At 60.5% G+C, this 24,937-nt stretch carries 17 protein-coding genes and 1 tRNA gene; 8 read left to right on the forward strand and 10 right to left on the reverse strand.

What is annotated here, in order from left to right:
• Positions 1–5 precede the first annotated feature (5 nt).
• The 4 genes from AAAX72_RS04410 (at position 6) to pknB (ending at position 7,313) form a co-directional block, all read left to right on the forward strand.
• Entirely contained in the window at positions 6–422 is a 417-nt protein-coding gene (locus AAAX72_RS04410) for an FHA domain-containing protein (RefSeq protein ID WP_006235180.1), read from the forward strand.
• Complete coding sequence (locus tag AAAX72_RS04415) at positions 419–2,332, forward strand: Stp1/IreP family PP2C-type Ser/Thr phosphatase (protein ID WP_349091074.1); 1,914 nt, start codon at positions 419–421, stop codon at positions 2,330–2,332. Before AAAX72_RS04410 ends, AAAX72_RS04415 begins: the two co-directional genes overlap by 4 nt.
• A gap of 16 nt (positions 2,333–2,348) precedes the next feature.
• Complete coding sequence (locus AAAX72_RS04420; RefSeq protein WP_349129250.1) at positions 2,349–5,219, forward strand: FtsW/RodA/SpoVE family cell cycle protein; 2,871 nt, start codon at positions 2,349–2,351, stop codon at positions 5,217–5,219.
• A 132-nt stretch (positions 5,220–5,351) separates the two neighbouring features.
• Complete coding sequence (gene pknB, locus AAAX72_RS04425) at positions 5,352–7,313, forward strand: Stk1 family PASTA domain-containing Ser/Thr kinase (protein WP_349129251.1); 1,962 nt, start codon at positions 5,352–5,354, stop codon at positions 7,311–7,313.
• 278 nt (positions 7,314–7,591) lie between these two features.
• Here the strand turns inward: pknB and AAAX72_RS04430 are convergent.
• From AAAX72_RS04430 to AAAX72_RS04460, 7 genes are all read right to left on the reverse strand, one after another.
• Positions 7,592–7,667: transfer RNA gene (locus AAAX72_RS04430), tRNA-Arg, on the reverse strand.
• 258 nt (positions 7,668–7,925) lie between these two features.
• Entirely contained in the window at positions 7,926–8,324 is a 399-nt protein-coding gene (locus tag AAAX72_RS04435) for a DUF956 family protein (protein ID WP_195919107.1), read from the reverse strand.
• Between the two features lie 120 nt (positions 8,325–8,444).
• Positions 8,445–9,365 carry a PTS system mannose/fructose/sorbose family transporter subunit IID gene (locus tag AAAX72_RS04440; RefSeq protein WP_055310058.1) on the reverse strand — a complete coding sequence of 307 codons (921 nt, stop codon included), beginning with the start codon at positions 9,363–9,365 and terminating at the stop codon, positions 8,445–8,447.
• A 16-nt stretch (positions 9,366–9,381) separates the two neighbouring features.
• Positions 9,382–10,200, reverse strand: a complete 819-nt coding sequence (locus AAAX72_RS04445) for a PTS mannose/fructose/sorbose transporter subunit IIC (protein ID WP_148332484.1) — start codon at positions 10,198–10,200, stop codon at positions 9,382–9,384.
• A gap of 18 nt (positions 10,201–10,218) precedes the next feature.
• Positions 10,219–11,208, reverse strand: coding sequence for a PTS sugar transporter subunit IIB (locus tag AAAX72_RS04450; protein WP_195246705.1), 990 nt, complete (start codon positions 11,206–11,208; stop codon positions 10,219–10,221).
• A 405-nt stretch (positions 11,209–11,613) separates the two neighbouring features.
• On the reverse strand, positions 11,614–12,042 hold the full coding sequence (locus AAAX72_RS04455) for a hydrogenase maturation nickel metallochaperone HypA (protein WP_349091071.1): 429 nt from the start codon (positions 12,040–12,042) through the stop codon (positions 11,614–11,616).
• Positions 12,043–12,072: 30 nt separating this feature from the next.
• A complete protein-coding gene (locus AAAX72_RS04460) occupies positions 12,073–14,850 on the reverse strand; it encodes an FAD-dependent oxidoreductase (RefSeq protein ID WP_349091070.1) in 2,778 nt (925 codons plus the stop codon).
• 188 nt (positions 14,851–15,038) lie between these two features.
• Here AAAX72_RS04460 and AAAX72_RS04465 point away from each other — a divergent pair, with 188 nt between their 5' ends.
• The 3 genes from AAAX72_RS04465 (at position 15,039) to AAAX72_RS04475 (ending at position 18,505) form a co-directional block, all read left to right on the forward strand.
• A complete protein-coding gene (locus tag AAAX72_RS04465) occupies positions 15,039–15,701 on the forward strand; it encodes a TetR/AcrR family transcriptional regulator (protein ID WP_138340865.1) in 663 nt (220 codons plus the stop codon).
• 63 nt (positions 15,702–15,764) lie between these two features.
• Complete coding sequence (locus tag AAAX72_RS04470; protein WP_118205874.1) at positions 15,765–16,772, forward strand: DUF5692 family protein; 1,008 nt, start codon at positions 15,765–15,767, stop codon at positions 16,770–16,772.
• A 236-nt stretch (positions 16,773–17,008) separates the two neighbouring features.
• Positions 17,009–18,505, forward strand: coding sequence for a hypothetical protein (locus AAAX72_RS04475; protein ID WP_349129253.1), 1,497 nt, complete (start codon positions 17,009–17,011; stop codon positions 18,503–18,505).
• Positions 18,506–18,578: 73 nt separating this feature from the next.
• On the opposite strand, the gene AAAX72_RS04480 is transcribed toward AAAX72_RS04475, so the two are convergent.
• The 3 genes from AAAX72_RS04480 to clpB form a co-directional block, all read right to left on the reverse strand.
• Positions 18,579–19,931, reverse strand: coding sequence for an ATP-binding protein (locus tag AAAX72_RS04480; RefSeq protein ID WP_349129254.1), 1,353 nt, complete (start codon positions 19,929–19,931; stop codon positions 18,579–18,581).
• A 243-nt stretch (positions 19,932–20,174) separates the two neighbouring features.
• Positions 20,175–20,369, reverse strand: coding sequence for a hypothetical protein (locus tag AAAX72_RS04485; RefSeq protein WP_226790497.1), 195 nt, complete (start codon positions 20,367–20,369; stop codon positions 20,175–20,177).
• Between the two features lie 132 nt (positions 20,370–20,501).
• Positions 20,502–23,129: an ATP-dependent chaperone ClpB gene (gene clpB, locus AAAX72_RS04490; protein ID WP_349091066.1), complete on the reverse strand. Its 2,628-nt coding sequence runs from the start codon at positions 23,127–23,129 to the stop codon at positions 20,502–20,504.
• 888 nt (positions 23,130–24,017) lie between these two features.
• Here clpB and AAAX72_RS04495 point away from each other — a divergent pair.
• A complete protein-coding gene (locus AAAX72_RS04495; protein ID WP_349129255.1) occupies positions 24,018–24,665 on the forward strand; it encodes a hypothetical protein in 648 nt (215 codons plus the stop codon).
• Positions 24,666–24,937: the final 272 nt, after the last annotated feature.

Here is a 24,937-nt window from a genome sequence, read left to right on the forward strand (position 1 = left end):
CGCTTATGAACATCGATATCGTCCTTTTTGCAGGCCGCATCGTCCTGGTCGCCCTGCTCTATATCTTCTTGTTCGCCGTCATGAAGACCGGCGTGGGACTTGTGCGTGGACAGCGCCGCGACTCGGCTATCTGGACGATTGATGTGGACAAGGGTCCGCGCGGTATCCGCGGCATCCACGTAGACATGCTCGGCCCCGTCATCGTCGGTCGCTCGCCGTCTTCGGACATCTGCATCAACGAACCGTTCGTCTCGGCCTCGCATGCGCGCTTTTCGCTGCAGGGCCCGGCGCTCATCATCGAGGACCTCAACTCGCTTAACGGCACGCTCGTCAACGGCCGCCAGCTCGTGGAGCCCGCGACGCTGCGTGAGGGCGACGAAGTCCAGATTGGCGACGTGGTCATGAAGGTGAACCGTCGATGATCGACGAGGAGAACAAGTCCGCAACTATGACCGAGGCACCGGCCGCCGCCACAGCTGCGCCGGCCCACGCCGCTCCGGCGGGCTCCGCACCCGTGGAGCCCGAGGACACCGTGTTCTCCCTGCCTCTTTCGCATGTAACGCATGATATTTCGGATCTCGCCGATAACGAGGACGAAGAGGATGCCGTAGCGGCGCCCATCGGCGCACATGCTGCGGAACAGCCCACAGCGCCCGAAGCAACCCCGGCGCCGGCTCACTTTGCAGAGCCCGTCGCCGCGGCAATCAACGAGAGCGCTGCGGTGTTTGCGGCACCCGAGCCCGCCGCGCCGGCGTTTCCCATAGCCCCGGCATCCGAGGTTGCGCCCGCGTCTACGCCGGCACCCGAGGCAGGGCCATCCCCCGAGGACGGCCCTGCACCCGCAAGCGAGTCCGATGCCGTGGCCGAGCCCGCCGCCCAGTCGCAAAGCACGCCCGCGCCGTCGCACTTTTCGACGCCCGAGCCTATAGACGTCAGCCCGCAAGACGACGAGTCGACCGCCCGCATGTCCGAGGAGCCCGACTCCCCGGACACCGGCGATTCCGAATCAAACGCCGAGACCGACACCGTCTCTCCCGGTGACACCGCCGAAATCGACGTTGCCGCCGTTGAGGCCAAGCTCAAAGACCCCGGCTCGACCATGAGCTTTGAGCCCCTGACCGAGGAACGCATCGAGACCGACTCGACCTATGATGCCGGCACCACCACGCAACTCATGTGGGGCGCCCGCTCCGACGTTGGCTGCGTGCGCCCGCATAATGAGGATTCCTACCTGGTGCAGTCGCCGCTCTTTTGCGTATGCGACGGCATGGGCGGTCACGCCGCCGGCGAGGTAGCCTCTTCTATCGCCGTCGAGACTATTGCCAAAACGGCCCCGCAGTCCGCCGACGCAGCACGCTTGGCCGCAGCCGTCGAGGCCGCTAACGCCGCCGTAATCGAGGCCGCCTTGAACGGCCTGGGCAAGCCCGGCATGGGCTGCACAGCCACTTGCGCCTATATCGAAAACGACACGCTCGCCATCGCCCACGTGGGCGACTCTCGCGCCTATCTGCTCCACGAGGGCACGCTCATCCGCGTGACCCGCGACCACTCCTACGTGGAGGAGCTCGTGGACGCCGGCGAGATCACGGCAGACGAGGCTCGCGTCCACCCCAACCGTTCGGTCATCACCCGTGCGCTGGGCTCGGACCCCGCCATGTATGCCGACCACTTCACTCTGCATATCGAGGAAGGCGACCGCCTGATCCTGTGCTCTGACGGCCTTTCGAGCATGATTCCCGATAGCGATATCGAGAACATCGCCACGCAATCCTCAACCGCGCAAATCTGCGTCGACAACCTAGTGGACGCGGCACTTGCCGCCGGCGGCCACGACAACGTGACCGTAGTAGTCGTTGACCTGGTTGACGATGGCGTCATGCGCGAGGCGCAACGCGTGCGTCGCCGCAACGTTACTATCGCCGCCATCCTGGCCCTCGTCTTTGTGCTGGCAGCTGGCATCTGGGCCTACACGGGTGTCACCGGCTCGTACTACCTGGGTACCTACCAGGGCAATGTCGCCGTCTGGCGCGGCCTGCCCGGCAAGCCACTCGGACTCAAGCTCCACTGGCTCGAAAGCGAAACCAGCATCAAGCTGTCCGACCTGCCCGAAGACACGCAAAACCGCCTCAAGGCGGGCATTCCGCAAACAAGTATCGACGATGCGCAGGACACGATATCCAAGTACCGCCACCAGATCGACGAGGAGCAGACCCGCCAGGTGATCGACGCGCAAACGATTCGCGACAACACCAATCAGGGATCGACCTCCGAATCAGATTCCGAGAAAACCGCCGAACAGTCCGCCGAGGCCGAAGCCTCCGATAAGAATTAGAAAGGGAGTGCCGCTTATGAGTCGCCGCAACACCGAGCTGCTCTTGCTCATCGCCTCGGCGTTCCCCGTCATCCTGCTGTATGCGATGTACGTCCTCACCGCGGGCGCTGCCATCTCCTTTGAGACGCTCGCCGTACCGATCGGCCTCTTTGCCGCCTTCGCCGCGGCACATATCGCCGTGCGCATCTTGGCGCCCGGCGCCGACCCCGCCATCCTACCCATCGTATTTATACTTTCGGGCATCGGCATCACGTTCGTGACGCGTCTCGCCCCCGCTCTCGCCATCTCACAGCTCATCATCCTGTTTGTCTCGGTGGCGCTCATGGTGGGAACGCTTGCACTGGTCAAAAACCTCGACGTGGTCATGCGCTACAAGTACACCTTTGGCATTATCGGCATCATCCTGCTGATGCTGCCCATCTTTATCGGCACCACGATCTCGGGCTCCAAGCTGTGGATTCGCATCGCGGGCTTTACCATCCAGCCCGGCGAGTTCGCCAAGGTCTTTATCGTCCTGTTCCTGGCCGGCTACCTAGCCGAGAACCGCGAGCTGCTCTCCATCTCCAACCGCAAGATCCTGGGCTTTAAGATCCCTCGTCTGCGACTGCTGCTGCCGCTGTTTGCCGTGTGGGGTGTGTGCCTGCTCGTCGTCGTCTTCGAACGCGACCTGGGTTCGGCCGTGCTGTTCTACACCATCTTCTTGCTGATGCTCTACGTTGCCACGGGGCGCTTTTCGTATGTCGTTATCGGCCTTGCGCTCTTAGCCGTCGGAGCCGTGGGCGCCTACAAGTTCCTGTCGCACGTTCAGGTGCGTTTCCAGGTTTGGGTCGATCCGTTTAAGGACGCTCAGGGCCAGGGCTACCAGATCGTCCAGTCGCTCTTCTCGCTTGCCGATGGCGGTCTGGTCGGTGTTGGCATCGGCAACGGCATGGCCAACAACATCCCCGTCGTCGAGTCCGATTTTATCTTCTCGGCCATCGGCGAGGAGATGGGTCTTTTGGGCGGCGGCGCCGTGCTCATCCTGTTTATGCTCTTTGCCGTGCGTGGCCTCACCACAGCTGCCCGCGCAAAGTCCGACCTTGCCGCCTTTAGCGCCACCGGTCTTACGGCAGCCATCAGCTTCCAGGCCTTTTTGATCGTTGGCGGCGTTACCCGCCTGATCCCGCTGACCGGCGTCACCCTGCCCTTTATGAGCCAGGGCGGCTCCTCGCTGCTGGCGAGCTTTATCATCGTCGCGCTCCTGCTGCGCGCCGGTGACGAGGCGACCGGACGCGAGGCCGAGCTTACCGGCACCGGCACCATGGCCGCCATCACCGATGATCAGGCCGCATCTGCCGCCGCCCCGACGGGCACGCGCTTTGCCACCTCGTCTTCCTACGGCAGCGGCAGCCATTCCGTCGGCTCGCGCATGCGCCGTCGCCTGCTCGACACGCCTGAATCCGGTGTGCTCGGCCGCGTTGCGCTCGCCAACCGTCTAACCCGCGCGGTGCTCGCCTTTACGGCGCTGTTCGCCATCCTTATCGGCAACCTCACCTATGTCCAGGTCATCAAGGCCAAGGACTATCAGGACATGCCGACCAACAACCACACCATCGCCCGCTCCAAGTACATCCAGCGCGGCTCCATCATCACGTCCGACGGCGTGACGCTGGCCGAGTCGCTGCAGCAGGAGGACGGCACCTACGTACGCTCCTACCCCAACGGTAACCTGGCAGCGCACGTGGTTGGCTACGTGAGCCAGCAGTATGGCACCACCGCCATCGAGAGCGTCATGAACGACACGCTCACCGGCTCTAAGGATTACTCCAGCTGGAACAACGCCATCGCGTCGCTCGCGGGCCAGACCCAGCCGGGCAACACCGCCAAGCTCACCATCGACTCGCGCATCCAGACGGCTGCTGAGCAGGCGCTCAAGGGCTTTAAGGGCGCTGTAGTGGTCATCGACCCGCGTACCGGCGCGGTGCTCGCATGTGCCAGCTCGCCCACCTACGACAACACCAACATCGACGCCCTGCTGCAGGCGGGCGGCGGCGAGGACGGCTCCATGTACAATCGCGCCATGGACGCGCTGTACACGCCGGGCTCAACGTTTAAGGTCGTTACGCTTTCCGCGGCACTCGAGACCGGTACCGCCAGCCTTACCAGCACCTACCAGGCGCCCGGCTCCATGGACATCGGCAACGCACCGGTCACCAACTATGCCAACGAGAGCTACGGCACCATCAGCCTGCAGCAGGCCTTTGCCGTGTCCTCCAACGTCGTCTTCGGTCAGGTGGCAAACGAAGTTGGCGCAAACACGCTCGTACAGTTTGCCAACGCCTTTGGCTACGGCCAAAAGCTCGGCCAGGACCTGACCTCCGCGGCCTCCATCATGGCCGACCCGTCGCTCATGACCGAGTGGGAGACCGCCTGGGCCGGCGCCGGCCAGCCTGTCGGCATGGACCACACGCCCGGCCCGCAGACCACCGTCATGCAAAACGCCGTGATTGCCGCCGCCATCGCCAACAGTGGCGTGGTCATGGACCCGTACTTTGTAGCCCAGGTACTTGCCCCGGACGGAACCGTGGTCAAGACCACGCAGTCCCGCTCGCTGGGGCAGGCCGTCAGCTCCGCCACGGCCGACCAGGTCAAGCAGGCCATGCTTGCCGTCGTCCAGTCCGGCACCGGCACCGATGCCCAGATCCCCGGCGTCAAGGTCGCCGGCAAGACCGGCTCGGCCGAGACCGGCGGCACCAACGTCAACTCTATGTTCGTTGGCTTTGCACCTTACGATTCACCCACGGTCGCCATCTCGGTGGCCTTGGAGGATTTCGACAAGCATGACGTCAAGGCCGCCAAGATCGCCGGTATCGTTCTGACCGCGGCGCTTGCCGCACAGGGAGCGTGATGCCCATGATCGAATCAGACACCCGAGGCGCGCCGCGGCCGAAGAGTTAGCGGCAACGCGCCACACGGCCCCAGCGGCCACATCGTAGGTACTACACACATCGTTGAGCGAATAGTTATGTTAGGAGCAGGAATGGAACAGAGGGTCCTCGGGGGAAGATACCTCCTCAAGGATAAGGTGGGGACGGGCGGCATGGCGACCGTCTACCGTGCACAGGACCAGGTCCTCGACCGCACGGTAGCCGTCAAGATCATGCTGCCACAGTATGCCGGCGACGCAACCTTCGCCGCACGCTTTAAGCAGGAGGCCCAGGCAGCAGCCGGTCTCTCCTCCCCCTATATCGTGGGCGTCTACGATTGGGGCAAGGACGGCGACACCTATTACATCGTCATGGAGTACCTGCGCGGCACCGACCTTAAGAGCGGCATCAAGAGTCACGGCGCCCTCGACCCCAAGAAGGTCGCCCAGATCGGCTCGCAGATCAGCTCTGCGCTTTCGGTCGCCCACAAGCACGAGATCATCCACCGCGACATTAAGCCGCAGAACATCATGGTGCTGCCCGACGGCAACATCAAGGTGATGGACTTTGGCATCGCGCGTGCCAAGAACAGCCACCTCACGCAAGACAACAACGTGCTGGGAACCGCCCACTACGTCAGCCCCGAGCAGACCCGCGGTCAGGACCTCGGCCCCACCTCGGATATCTACTCGCTGGGCGTCGTGATGTACGAGTGCGCCACCGGCCGCGTTCCCTTTGACGGTGACGACGCCATCTCGGTCGCACTCAAGCAGGTCAACGAGCTGCCTATTCCGCCGAGCCAGATCAACTCCGGTGTCGACGCCGACCTTGAGCGCATCATCCTCAAGTGCATGGAGAAAGACCCGGCAAACCGCTTCCAGACCGCCGACGAGCTGCGTCAGGTGCTCAACAGCTACCTGTCGGGCCGTGCCGTCAACGTCTCGGAGCCCACGCGCATCATCGGTGCCCCCGGTGAGCTGGGCGCCACCAAGACTCGCGAGCTTTCCGATCAGACGCGCGCCATGGTGCGTCCCGTTTCGGGCGTGAGCGGCCAGAATACCGCCCGTAGCTCGGTTTCGGGCTCTACCGGCTCCTACGAGGTCGAAAAGCCCAAATCCAACAAGAACAAGATCATCGCCGCCGTGGTGGCAGCCGTTGCCGTCATCGGCATCGTGGTGGCCTTTGCCACAGGACTCTTTGGCGGCGAGCAGGTCACCGTGCCCGATGTGCTGGGCAAGGACCAGCAGACTGCCGTCGAGCTGATCAAGGAAGCCGGCCTCGAGGTCGGCACCATCGACCAAAGCTACAACGACGATGTCGACGAGGGCAAGGTCGCCGAGCAGACGCCCAACGGCAACACCAAGAAGGCCAAGGGCACCAAGGTGAACCTGGTAATCTCCAAGGGTCCCAAGCCCTCCGAGAAGGTTGAGGTTCCCCGGCTTGTCGGCCTGACCAAGGACCAGGCCGAGGCCGCGCTGGCAAGCGTTGGCCTGAAGGGCAACGCCTCCGAGGAGGCCAACGAGGCCGATGAGGGCCAGGTCTTTGAGCAGGGCACCGAAGCCGGTAAGGAAGTCGCGAAGGGCACGACCATCTCGTACAAGGTCTCGAGCGGCCCGGATACCACGTCCGTCCCCGACCTGACCGACATGACCGAGGCCCAGGCGCGCAACGCCCTCGATATGGCAGGCTTTGGCGTCGACGTGAGCTACCAGGAGAACGACTCGGTTACCGAGGGCACCGTGATCAGCTGGAACCCCAGCGGCAAGCAGAAGCCCGGCGCCACGATTACCGTCGTCATTGCCAAGAAGTCCGGCAAGGCCACCATCCCGGGCAACCTGTACGGCAAGAGTATTTCCGCCGCCGTTACCGCGCTCAACAACGCCGGTTTCTATAACATCGGCTTCTGTGACCAGAACGGCAATCCCGTGAGCGGTAACGAGGATGCCACCGTTACGGGCGTCTCCCCCACCGGCAAGCAGTCCACCGACAGCACGATTACGCTGACGGTCGCACTTTCTGGCTCGGGTTCGGGCTCTGGCTCGGGCACGGGTGACGATTCCGGTACGACCAACTAGTCGCCACCCCACCGCTCATCACGGCTCTCGCCGCAAACATATTCGCTCACAGGTGCCCGCTTGCTTCCCCAGCAAGCGGGCGCTTCGTTTTTGACATGGCATAAACCAGAAGAGCCCGGCACCGTGGTGGTACCGGGCTCGACAAATCTCTGGTGCCCCCGGGCGGATTCGAAAACTCCCCCCGCGGGGAAATTGGTGACGCGGGTGTCGACGGTCCGAATCCTGCCCTTAGACCAGAAGAGCCCGGCACCGTAGCGGTACCGGGCTCGATATTCCTCTGGTGCCCCCGGGCGGATTCGAACCGTCGACACCCGCTTTAGGAGAGCGGTGCTCTATCCCCTGAGCTACGGAGGCATGTTGTACTAGTGTAGCAGATTTGCGCCACTGCCATGCAGCGCATAGCCACTCTTCGAAGTTACGGTGGAACAGCCTTCCGGAAAGCGTGTCCCACTATCCAGACGAAATCTGGGACGGGCTTTCCGGATGGGGCCTCTCTAGGAAACTACGACCCGGAATTTGAGCTCGAAACGGGATATGGTTTCCCAATTGAGCCTGTTCCGGAAACTGCATCCCAGAATAGGCGCTCAAACCGGGATAATATTTCCCCAACGACTAGTTACCTTTGTGGAAGAGGTTTTTGATAACGGAGGGGATGCTCTTGGCGCCCTTGGCCGTCACATCGATAAAGTCGGGCGAACGCACGAGCTTATTCTCGTCGACGTACTTGCGGACCGCGCGAAGCGTCTCTTTGTCGTCACGCGTCGAAAACGTAAAGTGACCGTTGTCCTTGGTGAAGATGGCAAAACGCGTGATCTTCTTGGTGCCGCGCAAAACCTCGGCGGCAATATAGTCGACCTCGTCCCACGGGATTTGAATATAATCCTCGGGATTGCGCTCGTTATAGTACTCAAACGCCTTATTGCCCACCATCACGTTACCGTGGCTGGTAAGCCCCATCAGGCAGGTTGCCGGCGTTGCCAGATCGACCGTGCTGTTCTGAGATTGCGCCATGCGCGCCTCGCCCTCCAAATAAAACAATCGGACCGCATCCAGTGTACCCACCGGGTGCGGTCCGTTTCAATGGCTCAAAAGCCCTTGCCTAGCAATTCTCGGTCTTAAGCCGAAGCGTGCTTACATGAAGCCGCAGAAGCGACCGATGATGCCGACGGCGAAGAGAGCCAGGATGATGACGATCGGGCTGACCTTCTTCTTGAGGAGCTTGCAGACCAGCAGGGTCAGGCACACGGCGGCAAGGCCGGGGATGAGCTGATCGAGGTTGGCCTGAAGCGTGGTGACCTTCATCTGATCAAGGGCGGTAGCACCGACGGAGTTGTACATCGTCAGCGCTTCCTTGATACCCTCGGAACCGGAGGGCAGGCTAGCCCAGTCGATAAAGGCGCCAGCAGACTGCTTGACCGTGGAGACGATCGGGGTGAAGGAAATGGACACCCAGCGCTCGACCAGGGCGCCGATGATGAACATACCCAAGATGGAAGCGCCCTCGGTGACCTTGCCCATCAGACCACCGGAGAGGTCCTTGGCGATGGAGGAGCCGACCTTGTAGCCAAACTCCTGCGTGTACCACAGGAAAGCGTAACGGATGATGTTCCACGCGAAGAAGAACAGCAGCGGACCGACGATGCTGCCGGACATGGCCAGGGAAGCGCCCAGAGCGCCCAGAATCGGGCGAAGGGTGAACCAGAAGACGGGGTCGCCGACGCCGGCGAGCGGGCCCATCATACCGACCTTGACTCCCTGAATGGCGACGTCGTCAATCGGGGCACCGTTGGCGCGCTCCTCCTCGAGAGCGAGGGTAACGCCAATGACGGGGGCGGAAACATAGGGGTGGGTGTTATAGAACTCCAGGTGGCGCTTAAGAGCGGCAATCTGGTCATCCTTGCTGGTGTAGAGCTTCTTGATCGCAGGGATCATTGCGAAGCACCAGCCGCCGTTCTGCATACGCTCGTAGTTCCACGAGCCCTGAAGGAACTGATGACGGAAGCAAACCTTCTTGCGGTCAGCCTTGGTGAGCTGAATCTTGTTCTCTGCCATATGTATCACTCCCCTCCTACTCGTAATCGTTCAGAATGTCGCCGAGCGGGTCGCCGGAGCCACCGCCCATGCCGCCACCCTGCTTGGCCAGATCCTTAAGGCCAAGGTAGATGAGGGCAAGGGAGATGCCGATGAGACCAAGGGCGATCAGCGTAAGCTGAGGGATGGCAGCAAGGACAAAGCCGAGGACGAAGAACGGCCAGGTCTCCTTGGTGGCCATCATGTTGATGACCATGGCGTAACCGACGGAAGCGACCATGCCGCCGCCGACAGCCATGCCGCCGGACAGCCAGTCGGGCATAGCGTTAAGCGCGTTGGTAACAGCCTCGGCCGGGATAACGCACAGAAGTACTGCCGGGATGGCGATACGAAGGCCCTGCATGAGGATGGCAGCGTACTGCCAGCGCTCGATGCCGGAGAAGTCGCCCTTCTCGGCGCAACCGTCCATGGCGTGAGCGATAGCGGTAGCAATGGTACGGCAGATCATGGTCAGGAACAGACCAGCGACCGACAGCGGGACGGCGACGGCGATGGCCGCGGTAACGGCCTTGGCCGAATCAGTGGCGCCGCCGTTGAGGGCGAGCACCATGATGATCGAAGAAGCGACCGAGGCCAGAGCGGCGTCAGGCGCGACGGCGGCGCCGACGTTAGCCCAGCCAAGGGCCATCATCTGGAGCGAACCGCCCAGGAGGATGCCCTCCTGAAGGTGACCGGTTACGAGACCGATAAGCGTGCATGCCACGAGCGGCTGATGGAACTGGAACTCATCCAGAATGCCTTCCATACCGGCAAGCAACGCGACAATCGCAACAAGCAGAATAGTGATTGCAGACATGTATCGGACCCTCCTTTACTATGCTTGAGCGGCCAGTTCGGCCTTAGCTTTCTTCAACATGGCGTCGAGATCCTCGGAGGCATCCGAAGGAACCTTGCGGACCTCGAACTTGACGCCCTTGGCCTTGAGGGCCTCGAGGGTCTTAACGTCGTCATCGCCCATAGCGACGGCGTTGGTGACGACGACCTTGCCCTTGGAGTGAGCCATGGAACCGATGTTGACTTCCTTGATGTCGACGCCGGCCTCGATGGCCTTGAGCAGATCCTGCGGGTTCTCGAAGAGCAGCATGGCCTTGGTGTCACCAAAACGCGTGTCCTTGACGACCTCGGCCATCTTCTTGATGGGAACGACGTTGGCATGGACTCCCGGAGGGGCAGCCTGCTCGATCATGGTCTTGCGGAGCTCGTCGTGAGCAACGCCGTCGGAAACCACGATGATGCGGTTGGGGTTGATCTGCTTGGTCCACGTGGTGGCCACCTGACCATGAAGCAGACGGGTGTCGATACGGACGTGGGCGATCTTGATGTGCCCATCGCCGATGACCGTTCCCGGAGGGATGGCACCTGCAGGAGCAGCGGCGGCTGCAGCCGGCTTCTTCTCCTCGGGCTCCAGAGACTCGGGCTTGACGCGCACGCCAGCCTTAGCCTCAGTCACGAGATGTTTTGCGATCGCATGTGCAGTGTTCTTTGCGTCAAAGCGCTGCGAATATGCCTCGATGAGCATAGGCAGGTTGACACCGGTGACGATAGCCCAGGAATCGTGGCCCTCGATGAGCCCGCTGATCTGGTTGAACGGCGTGCCGCCCCACAGATCAACGAGGAAGAGCACCTGCTCCTGGTCCTCGAAGGAAGCGACTGCTTCCTCGACCTTGGCACGGAAGTCGTCGGGGCCCATGCTCGGCTCGAGCGAGACCACGGCAACAGACGGCTGATCGCCAAAGACCATCGAGCCCGTCTGCTTGATTCCAGCTGCCAAGTCCCCGTGGCTAGCAAGAACAATACTTACCATCACATAACCTCCTTTTTGTCTACGTATTTCCTACACGACATGAAAGGAGTATAGCTGTTTGGTTTGTGGAATTATAGCTAAATCCGCAAAAGGTTGGATTATTTGTTTAAACGTCTAGGTTTGTTACAAGTTGATTACGTTACTGCTTTTTGACTCATTACACGACAAGGCGTCGCTCATCAAGCCATGCATTTTACAGATACAAGCAGGCTGTTCATTAATATTGATTTTAGGCAAGCGCGAATGCGCTTGTACTGCCGCTATTTTGTTTAAACAGACATGGCTTGACTATTTTCGTGACTTATGGTCTATGAAACCACTCAAAATAGTTGCGGTGGAATAGTTCTTGTTTAAGAGCCAGAAGGCTGGATTTAGGAACTATTTCACCGCAACTTATAGGGGATCCTAGACGATGTGGAGGGGGTTGGCGGCGTCGACGGCGTCGGGGGCGTCGGAGAGGCCGTCAGGAGCAGCGTCTGCCGGATCCTCGTCGGGGGTCTCGATCTGCTTGATCATGACCTCTTGGCCCTGCAGCAGGTATGTCTCGCCGCTACCGCAATGGGGGCAGGTCTTGCCATGCTCGACCGTCGCGTAGTCGCGGCCGCATACCTCGCAATGCGTCACGGCCTCGACGGGCTCCACGATAAGCTCCGCGCCCTCGGTGATGGGCTTTTTATCTGCAGCCCAGCGCCAAGCGTCGAGCAGCAAGTCGGGAACGACGCCCGAGACCTCGCCCAACAGCAACGTCACGCTCGAAACGCGACTCACGCCATTGGCGCGCGCCACGTTCTCAACATCGCGAATGATGTGGTAAACGATCCCCAATTCATGCACTTTTTCTTCCGCCGTTCCCGTTATGGCTACTTACTTGCGACCAAATTTGATCTTGATGGCGCGCTTTAAAGCATACTTGCCCAGGCTTGGGAGCTTTTGCTCGTATTTGACCATCGTTGAGCACTCGGGGCGGTCGCGATCCAGATGGATAGCGTCAAACGCGCACTTGGTGGTGCACAGGCCGCAGCCGATGCACTTGTTGGGGTCGACGATCGAGGCGCCGCAGCCCAGGCAGCGGGCGGTCTCGGCGCGCACCTGCTCCTCGGTAAAGGTCTCAACATACTCGCTAAACGGCGCAGCCTTCTCGCGTTCGCGGTCCACATGCGCAACCTCGCGGCTCGCGTTGTCGTAGCTCTCGAGCACAACGTCGTCGCGGTCGAGCGCGGTGTAGCGGCGCTGATTGCGGCCGATAGTGAGCGTGGATCCCGGCTGCACAAAGCGATGGATGGACACGGCGGCCTCGTGGCCGGCGGCGATAGCGTCGATGGCAAAGCTGGGGCCGGTGTAGACGTCGCCGCCCACAAAGATGTCTGGCTCGGCGGTCTGGTAGGTCTGGGGATCGGCAAGGGCACCCTGGCCGCGGCCGAGCTCCACTTTGGAGCCAGCCAGCAGGTCGCCCCACACAATGGACTGGCCAATCGACATGACGACACGGTCGGCATCGACACGGCGCAGGTCGTTCTCGTCGTACTCGGGCGCAAAACGGCCCTCGTCGTCAAAGACACGCGTGCAGCGCTTGAAGGTGACACCGCACACACGACCGGCCTCGTCCAGGTGAATCTCCTTGGGGCCCCAGCCGCAGCTGATGTGCGCGCCGTCCTCAACGGCCTCGCGACGTTCTTCCTCGCTGGCGGGCATCTGGGCCTCGCTCTCCAGGCAGAACATCTCAACGTGCTCAGAGCCCAGACGGCAGGCGTTGCGGGCAACGTCGATGGCCACGTTGCCGCCGCCCACCACAATGGTGCTGCCGGACAGGGTATCGATCTTGCCGCTGTTAACCTCGCGAAGGAAGTCGACGGCCACGGTCACGTCCTCGGCATCCTCGCCCGGAATGCCGGCAAGGCGGCCGCCCTGGCAGCCAATGGCAACGTAGAAGGCCTTAAAGCCCTGCGCGCGCAGCTCGTCGAGCGTCACGTCACGACCGACCTCCACGCCATAGCGAAACTCGGCACCCATCAGGCGAATGATCTCGACCTCGGCCTCAATGACGTCCTTCTGCAGCTTAAAGCTGGGAATGCCATAGGTGAGCATGCCGCCCGGGCGCTCGTTTTTCTCGAAGACGATGGGCTTGTAGCCCTTCTCGGCCAGATAGAAAGCGCAGGACAGGCCGGCCGGACCGGCACCGATGATGGCGATCTTCTGATCAAAGCCGCCAGCGCGCGTCGGCGTCACCACGGGCGGGACGTAGCGGGTCGCGGCATCCAGATCGCGCTGGGCGATGAACTTCTTGACCTCGTCGATGGCCACGGCGGCGTCCACACGGCCGCGGGTGCAGGCGTCCTCGCAGCGGCGGTTGCACACACGGCCGCAGATAGCGGGCAGCGGGTTCTCGCGCTTAATGAGTGCCAGCGCCTCGTCATAGCGACCCTGAGCCGCGAGCTTCAAATAGCCCTGAACGGCAACGTGCGCGGGGCAGGCCGTCTTGCAGGGAGCGGTGCCGGACTCATGCGTCTCGATGCGGTTGTCGTTGCGGTAGTTGGGCGACCACTTGGTGTGGTCCCACTTGGTGGCATCGGGCAGCTCCTGGCGCGGATACTCGGGCACCTGTCCGCCGGCCTTTTTGCTGCAGAGCTTCTGGCCCAGCTTGGCGGCGCCGGCCGGACACACCTCGACGCAGCGACCGCAGGCCACGCACTTGTCCTTCTCGACCTTGGCGACATAGGCCGAGCGCGACAGGTTGGGCGTGTTGAACAGCTGCGAGGTGCGCAGGGCGTAGCACACGTTGACGTTACAGTTGCAGATGGCGAAGATCTTGTTCTCGCCGTCGATATTAGTGATCTGGTGCACAAAGCCGTTGTCCTCGGCCTGGCGCAAGATGTCGTAAACCTCGTCGCGGGTCACGTAATGGCCACGATCGGTCTCAACCACGTAGTCGGCCATATCGCCCACGGCGATGCACCAATCGGCCGGGTCGTCGGCGCAGCCCTCACCCATCACGCGACGGCTCGCGCGGCAGCTGCAGGTGCTGGCGGCATATTTGCCATCGTATTTGTCGAGCCAATGCTCGATATGCTCGATCGGCACCGAGGTGCTCGCGGCGTCGATGGCCTTCTCGACCGGAATGACGTGCATGCCGATGCCGGCGCCTCCGGGCGGCACCATCGGCGTGGCCTTGGACAGCGGTCCCTTGGACGCCTGCTCAAAGAACTTGGCATAGACCGGGTGCTCCTCGAGCTGGCTCACGCGCATGTTGAGGAACTCGGCAGAACCCGGCACCAGCATGGGCAACACCCATTGCTTGGCGCGCTCGGGGTTTTCCCAGTTGTACTCGAGCAGACCCGTGTAGCTCATGTCGTCGAGCATCTTCTCGATCTGGGTCTCGGGCATGCCGGTGAGCTTGGCCATCTCGGGCAGCGTATAGGGACGGCGCATCTTCATCTTGCAGAGCACTTCGGCCTGCTCGTCGGTCGCGGCCTCGGCAAACGACCAGTACTCGTAGCCCAACAGCTCGTCGCGATGCAGCAGACGGTTGGTGCAGTGCTCGCACAGCTTGACGATGGCCTCGCGCGGATGCTCCGGCAGCGGCGGCACGAACTCCGAACCGATGTCGGGCTCGGTGTAGCTAATCCCCGGTCCGTTGAGAATCATAGTCGTCCCTTCTCTTGCCGCAGCCTGGCAGGCACGCAGCGCCCCTCTTTTTTTGCAGGCCGGGCATGCCCCATGCCGTTCACCCGCCATTGTTGACATTGTGTCAAAAATAGTATTGACGAACCGTCAACAATATTCAAGACTGTTAGGCGAACGGTCAGGCAAAAGAGGATGAAAGGCGGCAAAACATGGGCAACAACACAGCAGGTACCTCTGTGGTCGATGCCGTCCCCGCATCCGATAGCGCGGCAAAGCGCCTGACGGGCGACGAACGCCGTCGCGAGATCCTCGATGCCGTGCGCACCGTAAGCTCCGAGCTGGGCGTGTCCCACCTATCGGTATCGGCCGTGACCAAGCGAGCCGGCTGCACGCGTTCATTGTTCTACCACTACTTCGCCGACATGGACGCCGCCGTCACCGCTGTTATGGACGAGGCGATCGACGGCTTTATCTCCGAACTCGAGCGGTGGAACGCCGACCGCACCGTCGGTGATATCGAGGGCGCGCTCGACACCGTCGCCCCGCTCTTTAAGCGCCTGGTCGCCAGCGGCCACGAGCTGCCGAGCACGCTTACCTCGAGCAGCGGCGCGCTCTACGGCGGCTTTTTGCACAACGTGGTCCAGCGCGTGGCGCAGTATATCTGCGACACCACCGTAGTGGATTTTGTCGCCCATCATGAGCTACGCATCGACCATGTCTACGAGACGTTCTACACCCTCATCATGGGCCTTTTGATGTATATCCGCACGCACCCCGATGTGCCCGACGAAACGGTCAAGGAAATCATCGCCTCGACACTCCACATCGAGGGCTATACCGCCAAGTATCCGGAGCGCAAGCCCCAGAACTGACGACATTTGGCCAAACTGCCCGCGATCAGAAGAGGGGCCGCGGGCGTGTGAAAGGAGAGCAGCATGCTGTTCGACGTTTGGGGTAGCGATACCCTTATCCACTGGGCTGGCTGGGCCATGGTCTTTATTGGCCTGATCGTGCTCAACGAAGTCGGCCGCCGCACCAAGCTGGGCGCGGCAATCATCTTTGGCGTGGCTCCGCTGGCCATGACCATCTACTGCGTCGCCATCGCCGTGGGCGTTTCGCAGGGCGCCGAGTGGGCGCTCACCAACCCCACCCATGTGTACCAGAACAGCTGGTTCCACTACGCCAAGGTATACGCGGCGCTCGCCGGTTGCTGGGGCTTCATTGCCATTAAGTACCAGTGGGGAAAGATCGGCAAGGCGCATTGGTTCCGCGCATGGCCGTTTGTGATCGTCGCCATCAACATCATGATCGCCGTCGTATCCGACTTCGAGAGCGCCTATCACTTCTTTGTCCTGGGCGAGTCCACCTGGGTCACCTCCGAAGGTGCTACGCAGCTGGCCGGCTGGAACAACGTGTTCAACGGCATCGCCGGTATCATCAACATCTTCTGCATGACCGGTTGGTGGAGCGTCTACGCCTCCGAGGATCAGACCGACATGCTGTGGCCCGACATGACCTGGGTCTACATCATCGCCTACGATATCTGGAACTTCTGCTACACCTACAACTGCCTGCCCACCCACTCCTGGTTCTGCGGCTTTGCGCTGCTGCTGGCGCCCACCGTCGCCGCCTTTATCTGGAACAAGGGCGGCTGGATCCAGAACCGCGCCTTTACGCTGGCCATTTGGTGCATGTTTGCCCAAGTGTTCCCGTACTTCCAGGAGGAGTCCATCTTTGTGACCCACTCCACGCTCGACCCCGGCGCCGCTACCGCGGTCTCGATCGCCGCACTGGTCGCCAACGTCGCCGCGATCATCTACATCGCCTACCGTGCCAAGAAGCTCGGCCGCAATCCCTACAAGCAGGATGTCTTTGAGGGCACCAGCGATTGGGAGAAGGCTACCGCTCGCCGCGCCAAGGTGGATTACGCGCACGCCGAGTAACGTGTTGGTCGCTGTTGGCAGTTGGGCATAGGCCCGCCCGTCAGGATTTTCATCCAATGTCTCGCAGAGCCCCCGGAAAGCGTTTCGCTCGCTTTTCGGGGGCTTTTGTCGTTGCGTCTCTATTCATCTATTCAAAAACATACGCATATATAAAATCGGATTTCAAATCATGCGGCGGCTCTATGGGGTCCCGTTTTTGGGTACAGTGTTGTCCCGATATTGAGCTTGGGGGATATATGAAAGATGAGACGATGGGCCAAGAGGATGCGGCCCAAGATGCAGAAGCGTGTGCCGAGGCCCTGGAGAGCCTAGACCGGATTTCACTTGATGAGATTGCGTTTGACGATTCGGGCGTTGATGTGCAGGATGAGTCGGAAGCCGAGGCGCAGTCCGATGATCAGGATGCAGACGACGTTGAGCCTGCCGAAGATGAGGCAGATCACGAAGACACCGAATGCAAGGCCGACGACCAGCCCGAATCCGACACGAGCGAGGAAACCATCTTGCTCGACAGCTTGCCGGCCGAAGATTCGCTGACCCGCGAGCTTCCCGGCCTGGGCTCTGCGCCTGCCGTGGACGAGACCATCGCCATGGGCGATATTCCCCTGCCGTCCGTTCCCTCGGCACGCGAGGCCGAGGTTCGCCATCGCAAGATGTCGCCCAAGCGCCGCAATCTGATGGTCGCCGGTGTCGTGGCCGCCGCGCTCGTCGCCGGCGGTGCAGGCTATGCTGCCTGGAACGGATATCAGCAAGAGCAGGCTGCCACTGTCGCCGCCAATGCCCACACGATGATGTCAGTGCAGATTGGCGTGCATGCCGCGGGCCTCGACTGTTCCACTGGCTCCAAGATTCCCGTACAGGTGAGCGGTCAGGATTCTGACGGCTCCTCCGTGAGCGAAACGCTCTATGTTGACGAGCACGGCCGCGGCATCAAACTGCTGCCCGGCGATTACACGCTCTCCATCGCTGCCTCCCCCATCGCGGCCGACGGCACCATCTATACCGTCCCGACCACCAAGACGCAGGTCACCGTTAAGAGCGATGGACAGGATTTAAGTGCCCAGGCCACCTTTAAGCTCAAGGTGCCTTCGGCCGACACAGTGACTGACGACCAGATCGATGCCGCCGCCAAGTATGCCGAAGAGGGCGGTGCGAGCTCCGCCGCGGCTGCCAAAGTGCTCCAGCAGGCAGCAATCGCGCGGCGCGACGCCGCCGTCAATGCCGTGAGCGCGCAAAAGGCACAGGCATCCCGTGATGCTGACGCTCGCCACAAGGCAACTGACCTCTACCAGCTCGATATTCCCGTCGAGTGGTACGGCAAGGTCGAGACTTGGCAGAATGGCAGCACGCTATGCATCTATCTGGGCGACGACGCCAATACGCCGCTCGTGACGCTCGTCGCCGTGCGCGATGGCGAGACCTTTACGCCCGATGACGGCGATACGGTTTTGGGCACGGTCAGCCTAGGCAACGGTTATACCGTCTATGCCAGCGGCCCCGTCTATCCGTACGTGGTGCCCCAGACTATCAACGGGCGCACCCAGAATCCCGTGTCGACCTACCCCATGGACACGGCCATTGAGCTTGTCGAGCTGACGACCGGCAACCGCTATACGTATAGCCAGATCAAGAACGACCTGGTTGGCAAAGACGGCAACGCAGACGCCGCCACCAAACTCGAGACCGACTACCTCGCGCAGATCCTGCTGCCGAGTATCAAAGCCCAGGACTAGCCTGGCGCAGCAACGTGCTCCCCAACCGTGATGAAGGAGCCAGGAGGTCCTGACCCCACAGGACCATAGATGATTAGGCAAGGAGCCACTTCCATGCGGGCATAACGTGTACCACACCGTGCTCGCATGGAATATCGGTCTGTTCATCCATGGTAACGATTGCCGACTCGCCAAGATCAAACTGGGCCATCGAGGCATCAAGCGCGGCAATTTCGCGCTCGCGCGTTTTCTCACTTGCCATATCCGCACTCACCTGAATCAGGCTATAAGCCCGCATGAGAAGCGCATCCCCAGCCACAAAGTCCACCTCATGGCTTTTGCTCTTCTCTTTGATTAGCAGGCGGCAGACCGAGCCGGTCCTCACCGCGGGAGTCCTTCTTCTTAGCGCATTGAACACTGCGGTCTCGAGCCTCTGGCCCTGGTCCAATGCCGATGCGGGAGAGAATGCTCCAAACATCGCAGGGTCGACAGCGTAGACCTTAGACGCAGACCGCATGTTATTTGCCAGTGAACGCGTGAACTCCGGCACAGAAAATAACAGGTAGGCGTCCTCATAATACTCAAGTAAGTCGCTGAGCGAATTACGACTGACGGGTATCTGTCTGCTCTTGAACTCGTTGTACACTTTGTTCACTGACAGCTCTCGTCCCGAAGATGCCATACACCGCGTCAAGAACAGCGATGCCAGGCGAGGGTTCTTGACGTCGTAACGTTCAACGACGTCCATGGCGACCGTTCGCGAAGCATATTCCTGTAGCAGCTGAATCGCGTCTGCAGGCCTCTGCTCAAGTGTCGCGATGAATCCCCCTTGTTCAAGATACTCGATCAGATGATGTCGAAGCAGCGCTGCATCGCTCGGGGAAAAGGTCGCATCTGACTCGAGAACGCTCCCCGTCTTATATCGAACGTATTCCGAAAAACTCAACGGAAAAAGCTCTCGCACAAGGGAACGACCCCTGAACTCGCTCTTAAGTTCTGAGGACAGCATCTTAGAAGAAGATCCCGTCACATAGACGGTCGCTTTCTCCGTATCGACTACACGCCGCAGAAACGCACCCCATTCGGGGATTTCCTGGATCTCGTCAAAGAAAATGTAAGCGCCCTCGGTTCGAGCAACAGGATACAGCGCATAGAACGTGTCGAGCACGTCCGCCAGCAGCGATGGCTCATACGGGCGCAAGCGCTCATCCTCAAAATTGAAGTAAAGCATCCGGTCAAGCTCGACGCCCCGGCTCTGAAGCCGCCGCATCTCCTGATACAGGCGATACGTCTTTCCACAACGGCGGGCCCCCACAATCACATTTACGATGTTGTCGCGCTTTGGCTCCTGTGGGTTTCCTAGATCAAGGTCTCGCTCAAAGACCTGCGGAACCCCCTGCTGTTCAAAGTCCTTTATTTTCTGGGCGATCAAGTCGTTGAATGCCATGATTCTCCAATCTTGCTCTCTAGCTAATCAAAATTATAGCGATTCTTGATTAATTAGAGAGCAAGATTATGTCTGACTTGATTAACACTTAGGCAAGTTTTTTCACTATTACTGCTCGAAGGATGCCGAGTGGCTGAGAGGACAACCAAGCTCGAATGCGACTCCCTGGACAGTCGATTTGGGACGGGACTTTTTTGACTACCCGTCCCAGAAAATCATCGCCAAATTAGCTACTTGATGCAACTAGCGCCAGGGGTCGGCTTCGAACAGCGGCTCGCGCTCGGGGCGGCGATCGCTGTAGGGATCGTAGCCGTCGTCGTCCTCGTTCTCGGCACGGATGTAGGGGTCGCGCGGCTTGGGTGCCGGCTTAGGCACAGGCTTGGGTGCGGCGGGTGCGGCATCGGTCGCCGGCGCACTTGTCTTGATTTCGTCTTTCATCTGCATAGCTCCTTGCATCGCATCCGTTCAACATTATCGATTGTCGCACGAAAAAGGGCGGCGGACCCAATTGGATCCGCCGCCCTTGGCGTTTAGAGACGGCTGGCAGATTTTAAGGCATGTCCCATAAATCTACTCGGCGTCGGGGACCTCGTAGGTGGCCGCCGGCGTGTTGTCGCACACGACGGTAAAGCCGCCGTCCTTGTCGGCATCGACCGTCACCTGATCGCCCTCGCGCACCGTGCCGTCGATGATAGCGACGGCGATGGCATCCACGACCTCGCGCTGAACCAGACGCTTGAGCGGACGGGCGCCAAAGACCGGGTCCAGGCCGCCCACGGCGAGCATCTGCTTGGCCGCCGGGGTGATGGCAAGCGTCATGCGCTCCTTGGCCAGACGCGCGCGGACGTCGGCGAGCTGGATGTCGACGATCTTCTCGATCTGCGCCATACCGAGCGGATGGAACACCACGATATCGTCGATACGGTTGAGGAACTCGGGGCGGAAGGTTTGAGCCATGGCAGCGTCGACCTGATGGCGCATCTCCTCCTCGTCCTTACCGGACAGATCGGCGATGGCCTTGGAGCCCACGTTGGACGTCATGATGATAATCGTGTTCTTGAAGGACACCTGGCGACCCTGGCCATCGGTCAGACGACCGTCATCAAGCACCTGCAACAGCACGTTAAAGACATCCGGATGAGCCTTCTCCATCTCGTCGAGCAAGATCACAGAGTACGGACGACGGCGCACGGCCTCGGTGAGCTGACCGCCCTCGTCGTAGCCCACGTATCCCGGGGGCGCACCAATCAGACGCTGGACGCTGAACTTCTCCATATACTCGGACATGTCGATACGCACGAGCGCGCGCTCGTCATCGAACAGGCACTCGGCCAGCGCCTTGGCGAGCTCGGTCTTGCCCACGCCGGTGGGGCCCAGGAAGAAGAAGCTGCCGATGGGCTTGTCCGGATCGGAGAGACCCGCACGGCTGCGGCGCACGGCCGCGGCAACGGCGGAGACGGCCTCATCCTGACCGATGACGCGCTTATGCAGCTCGCCCTCCAAGCCCTTCAGCTTGTCGAGCTCGCCCTGCATCATCTTGGACACGGGCACGCCGGTCCAGGCACTCACGACCTCGGCGATCTCATCAGAGGTCACCTGTTCGTTGAGGCCCTCGCCGTCCTGCTGCTTTTGTGCCTCGAGCGCAGCCTCGGAATCCTGAATCTGCTGCTGCAGGCCCGGAATCACGGAGTAGCGCAGCTCGGACGCACGGCCCAGGTCGCCATTGCGCGTCGCGCGCTCCTCTTCGCTCTTGGCCTCGTCGAGCTGTCCCTTGAGCTCTTGCACGTGGTCGATGGCGTTCTTCTGGTTGAGCCAGCCGGCCTTTTGCACGTTGAGTTTTTCCTGGACCTCGGCAATCTCCTGGCGCAGGGCCTCCAGACGCTCCTTGGAGGCGTCATCGGTCTCTTTCATGAGCGCCTGTTCCTCGATCTGCAGCTGAGTGAGCTGACGCGTGGTGGCGTCGATCTCGACCGGCATGCTGTCGAGTTCCATGCGCAGGCGGCTTGCCGCCTCATCGACCAAATCGATGGCCTTGTCGGGCAGGAAGCGGTCGGCGATGTAGCGATCGGAGAGGTCGGCAGCTGCCACGAGCGCGCTATCGGTGATATGCACACCGTGGAAGATCTCGTACTTCTCCTTCAGACCACGCAGGATCGAAATGGTGTCCTCGACGGTAGGCTCGCTCACCATAACGGTCTGGAAACGACGGGCGAGCGCCGCGTCCTTCTCGATGTACTTGCGGTATTCGTCGAGCGTGGTCGCGCCGATCGCGTGCAGGTCGCCACGGGCGAGCGCCGGCTTGAGGATGTTGCCGGCGTCCATGGAGCCCTCGGTGGCACCCGCGCCCACGATGGTGTGGAGCTCATCAATGAACAGGATGACCTTGCCTTCCGATTTTTGCACTTCCTTGAGCACGGCCTTCAAGCGGTCCTCAAACTCGCCGCGGTACTTGGCGCCGGCGACCAGCGCGCTCATGTCGAGCTCGATGAGGTCGCGGTCGCGCAGGGTGCTCGGTACGTCGCCGGCCACGATACGCTGGGCGATGCCCTCGACGATGGCCGTCTTGCCGACGCCCGGCTCGCCAATGAGCACGGGGTTGTTCTTGGTCCGGCGGGACAGGACCTGGATGGTACGGCGGATCTCGTCGGTACGGCCGATGACAGGGTCGAGCTTGCCGGCGCGGGCAAGGTCGCAGATGTTGCGTCCGTACTGCTCCAGCGCCTCAAACTGGGTCTTGTCCTCGGCAGACGTCACGCGGTCATCGCCACGCAGCTCCTCGTAGACCTGCTCGATGCGCTCCTTGGTCACGCCGGCGTCGCGCAACACGCGGCCGGCCTCGCCCTTGTCCTCGGCAAGTGCCATCAGCAGATGCTCGGTCACCACAAAGCTATCGCCCATCTTGGTGGCCTTCTTCTCGGCCTTTTCGATGACGCGGACGAGCTCATTGGACAGGCCCATCTGCTGACCCTCGCCCGAAACCTTGGGCGCGTGGTCGATGGCATCCTGCGTGGAACGCGCGAGCTGGGCCGGGTCGGCACCGATGCGCTCGATGATCACGGAGATATTGCGCTCGCCGGCACCGAGTAAGGCGGACAGCAGGTGAATCGGCTCCACCGCGCCGGCCTGCGCGTCGGCAGCCGTGCTCATGGCGGTCTGCAACGCCTCGCGCGACGTCATTGCTAGCTTATCGATTCTCATGGAATCACCTCTCTTGGGGCGGCCGCCCTACGGGGCGGCTTCACGTTGTTCGAGAAGTATTGTTGCCAGCTTTGTACGATCTTATACACAAATCTAAGTCTCTATATATAAGATTTTCTGAGTGATTGAGAGATAGGGAGTAGGCACGCTCGCCCGCTGCGGCCTCGTCCCCTTACTATCTCAATCTGTAACATCTAGCAACTGTTTATGGCTCCAGATGTTACAAATCAAGATGAAATGGCCAACGGCGCCCGTTTGTCTCAATCTGTAACATCTACTCGGCAAATAGAGCTCCATCTGTTACAAATCGAGACGAACAGAAGACGCCCGAATCGAAAATCTAAATCTGTAACACCAAGCCCACTTTTAGCGGCCAAGATGTTACAGATTAAGACAAATCGAGCCGCCACAAAGGCGCCTGTCCCCTTTGTGGCGGTTTTCGACAAAAAGAAGCCGCCCCGATAACAGAGGCGGCATCAAGCAAGTCCATTTCTTAGCGTCCCTCAAGACCCAACGAAAACGCAGCGATGGAATCGAGAACCGACAATAGCCCGTTCGCACAGATAGAGGCAGAGATTCAAGGTCAGAGTCCGGCTTAAACGGCTTAGCTATCGCACGTCACATTGTTCTCGTCGTCCCCCTATCGTATTTATAGTGCTTATAGTGAAAATAGTGAGTTTAGTGAGAAGAGTATCGCTCAAAACTCGTGGACTCAATTATTGACCTCACGCCCAGAATGAGTGGGGCAAATATTTCTATTAGAGGTCAAATCGAAGCCCAATAGGGCCTTTTCACCCCGTCATTTCGATCGATCGCTTTCTTTTGAATATTGTCGTAAGCTGGTATCACTTATCTTAATGAATGCATACTATTTGCGAGGTACCCGCCGTGAAACGCTCCACCTATATCGGCCTGCTCGTCTTAGCGTTTGCGATTACCGCAGTCGGCGTAGGAATTATCTATCTCGCATTTCTCCCCGCCTCTGCGACGCAGGCGGCGGTTGAGACCGTAAGCTATCCCATCGAGGTCCTCACCGATATCGTCAAACCCGATTCGGTCACCGTCGATTTTGACGGTACGCCCGCAGCGCTTGGTGTCAGCAACTATCCCCGTATCGAACTTGGAGCCAGGCGCTACACCAAAGATGAGCAGCTTATCGGCAAGGCAACCAGTTTACTCAAAGGCAAGACGTTTAAGCGGTGGTACGGCGCCGCAACATATCGAGCCAAGAATAGCCAAATGGTTGGCGGGTATTATTCGACCCTTGAGCTCGATGCGGCAAACGGGAGCAAATTGTGCAACGTCTCATACGACCCCGGCTGCGTGGACAATGAAGGACCGGGAGTCTATATCTCGGATGGCGACGTAATCTACGTCATGGAGGGCGACCAGACGGCAGTCGTCGATTTTATGGATCGGTGTACCGAGGATGCCTACGAACAAACTTGCGAGCCCGATCCGCAGACAGCGCGCAACAGTGGCTCGGCACGCACTTGGCTATTTGACGATGAAATAACCTGGACCCCATCGAAATAAGGACCCGCCGGGCAGGCACCTTTGTGGTGGTTTCGGCTCCGATGTTCCACTGTCTCGATCTGTAACATCTAGCGGCCCTTTTCGATCCTAGATGTTACAGATTGAGATGAAATGATCGGCGGCGATTGTTTGTCTCAATCTGTAACACCAGGCCCACTTTTAGCGGCCAAGATGTTACAAGTCGAGACAAACCGTGAACCACCACAAAGGTGCCTGCCCCCTTTGTGGTGGTTTTTGACAAAAAGAAGCCGCCCCGATAACAGAGGCGGCAT

This window comes from Collinsella sp. CLA-ER-H8, assembly GCF_040092335.1.
GTDB lineage: Bacteria > Actinomycetota > Coriobacteriia > Coriobacteriales > Coriobacteriaceae > Collinsella.

Excerpts from the sequence above, each read along its gene's own strand:
- AAAX72_RS04410 (WP_006235180.1), top strand. The coding sequence starts at position 6 with ATGAACATCGATATCGTCCTTTTTGCAGGCCGCATCGTCCTGGTCGCC.
- AAAX72_RS04470 (WP_118205874.1), top strand. The coding sequence starts at position 15,765 with ATGCTGTTCGACGTTTGGGGTAGCGATACCCTTATCCACTGGGCTGGC.
- AAAX72_RS04440 (WP_055310058.1), bottom strand. The coding sequence starts at position 9,365 with ATGGCAGAGAACAAGATTCAGCTCACCAAGGCTGACCGCAAGAAGGTT.
- AAAX72_RS04465 (WP_138340865.1), top strand. The coding sequence starts at position 15,039 with ATGGGCAACAACACAGCAGGTACCTCTGTGGTCGATGCCGTCCCCGCA.
- AAAX72_RS04475 (WP_349129253.1), top strand. The coding sequence starts at position 17,009 with ATGAAAGATGAGACGATGGGCCAAGAGGATGCGGCCCAAGATGCAGAA.
- AAAX72_RS04435 (WP_195919107.1), bottom strand. The coding sequence starts at position 8,324 with ATGGCGCAATCTCAGAACAGCACGGTCGATCTGGCAACGCCGGCAACC.
- AAAX72_RS04415 (WP_349091074.1), top strand. The coding sequence starts at position 419 with ATGATCGACGAGGAGAACAAGTCCGCAACTATGACCGAGGCACCGGCC.
- AAAX72_RS04485 (WP_226790497.1), bottom strand. The coding sequence starts at position 20,369 with ATGAAAGACGAAATCAAGACAAGTGCGCCGGCGACCGATGCCGCACCC.
- AAAX72_RS04460 (WP_349091070.1), bottom strand. The coding sequence starts at position 14,850 with ATGATTCTCAACGGACCGGGGATTAGCTACACCGAGCCCGACATCGGT.
- AAAX72_RS04480 (WP_349129254.1), bottom strand. The coding sequence starts at position 19,931 with ATGGCATTCAACGACTTGATCGCCCAGAAAATAAAGGACTTTGAACAG.
- pknB (WP_349129251.1), top strand. The coding sequence starts at position 5,352 with ATGGAACAGAGGGTCCTCGGGGGAAGATACCTCCTCAAGGATAAGGTG.
- AAAX72_RS04450 (WP_195246705.1), bottom strand. The coding sequence starts at position 11,208 with ATGGTAAGTATTGTTCTTGCTAGCCACGGGGACTTGGCAGCTGGAATC.
- AAAX72_RS04420 (WP_349129250.1), top strand. The coding sequence starts at position 2,349 with ATGAGTCGCCGCAACACCGAGCTGCTCTTGCTCATCGCCTCGGCGTTC.
- clpB (WP_349091066.1), bottom strand. The coding sequence starts at position 23,129 with ATGAGAATCGATAAGCTAGCAATGACGTCGCGCGAGGCGTTGCAGACC.
- AAAX72_RS04445 (WP_148332484.1), bottom strand. The coding sequence starts at position 10,200 with ATGTCTGCAATCACTATTCTGCTTGTTGCGATTGTCGCGTTGCTTGCC.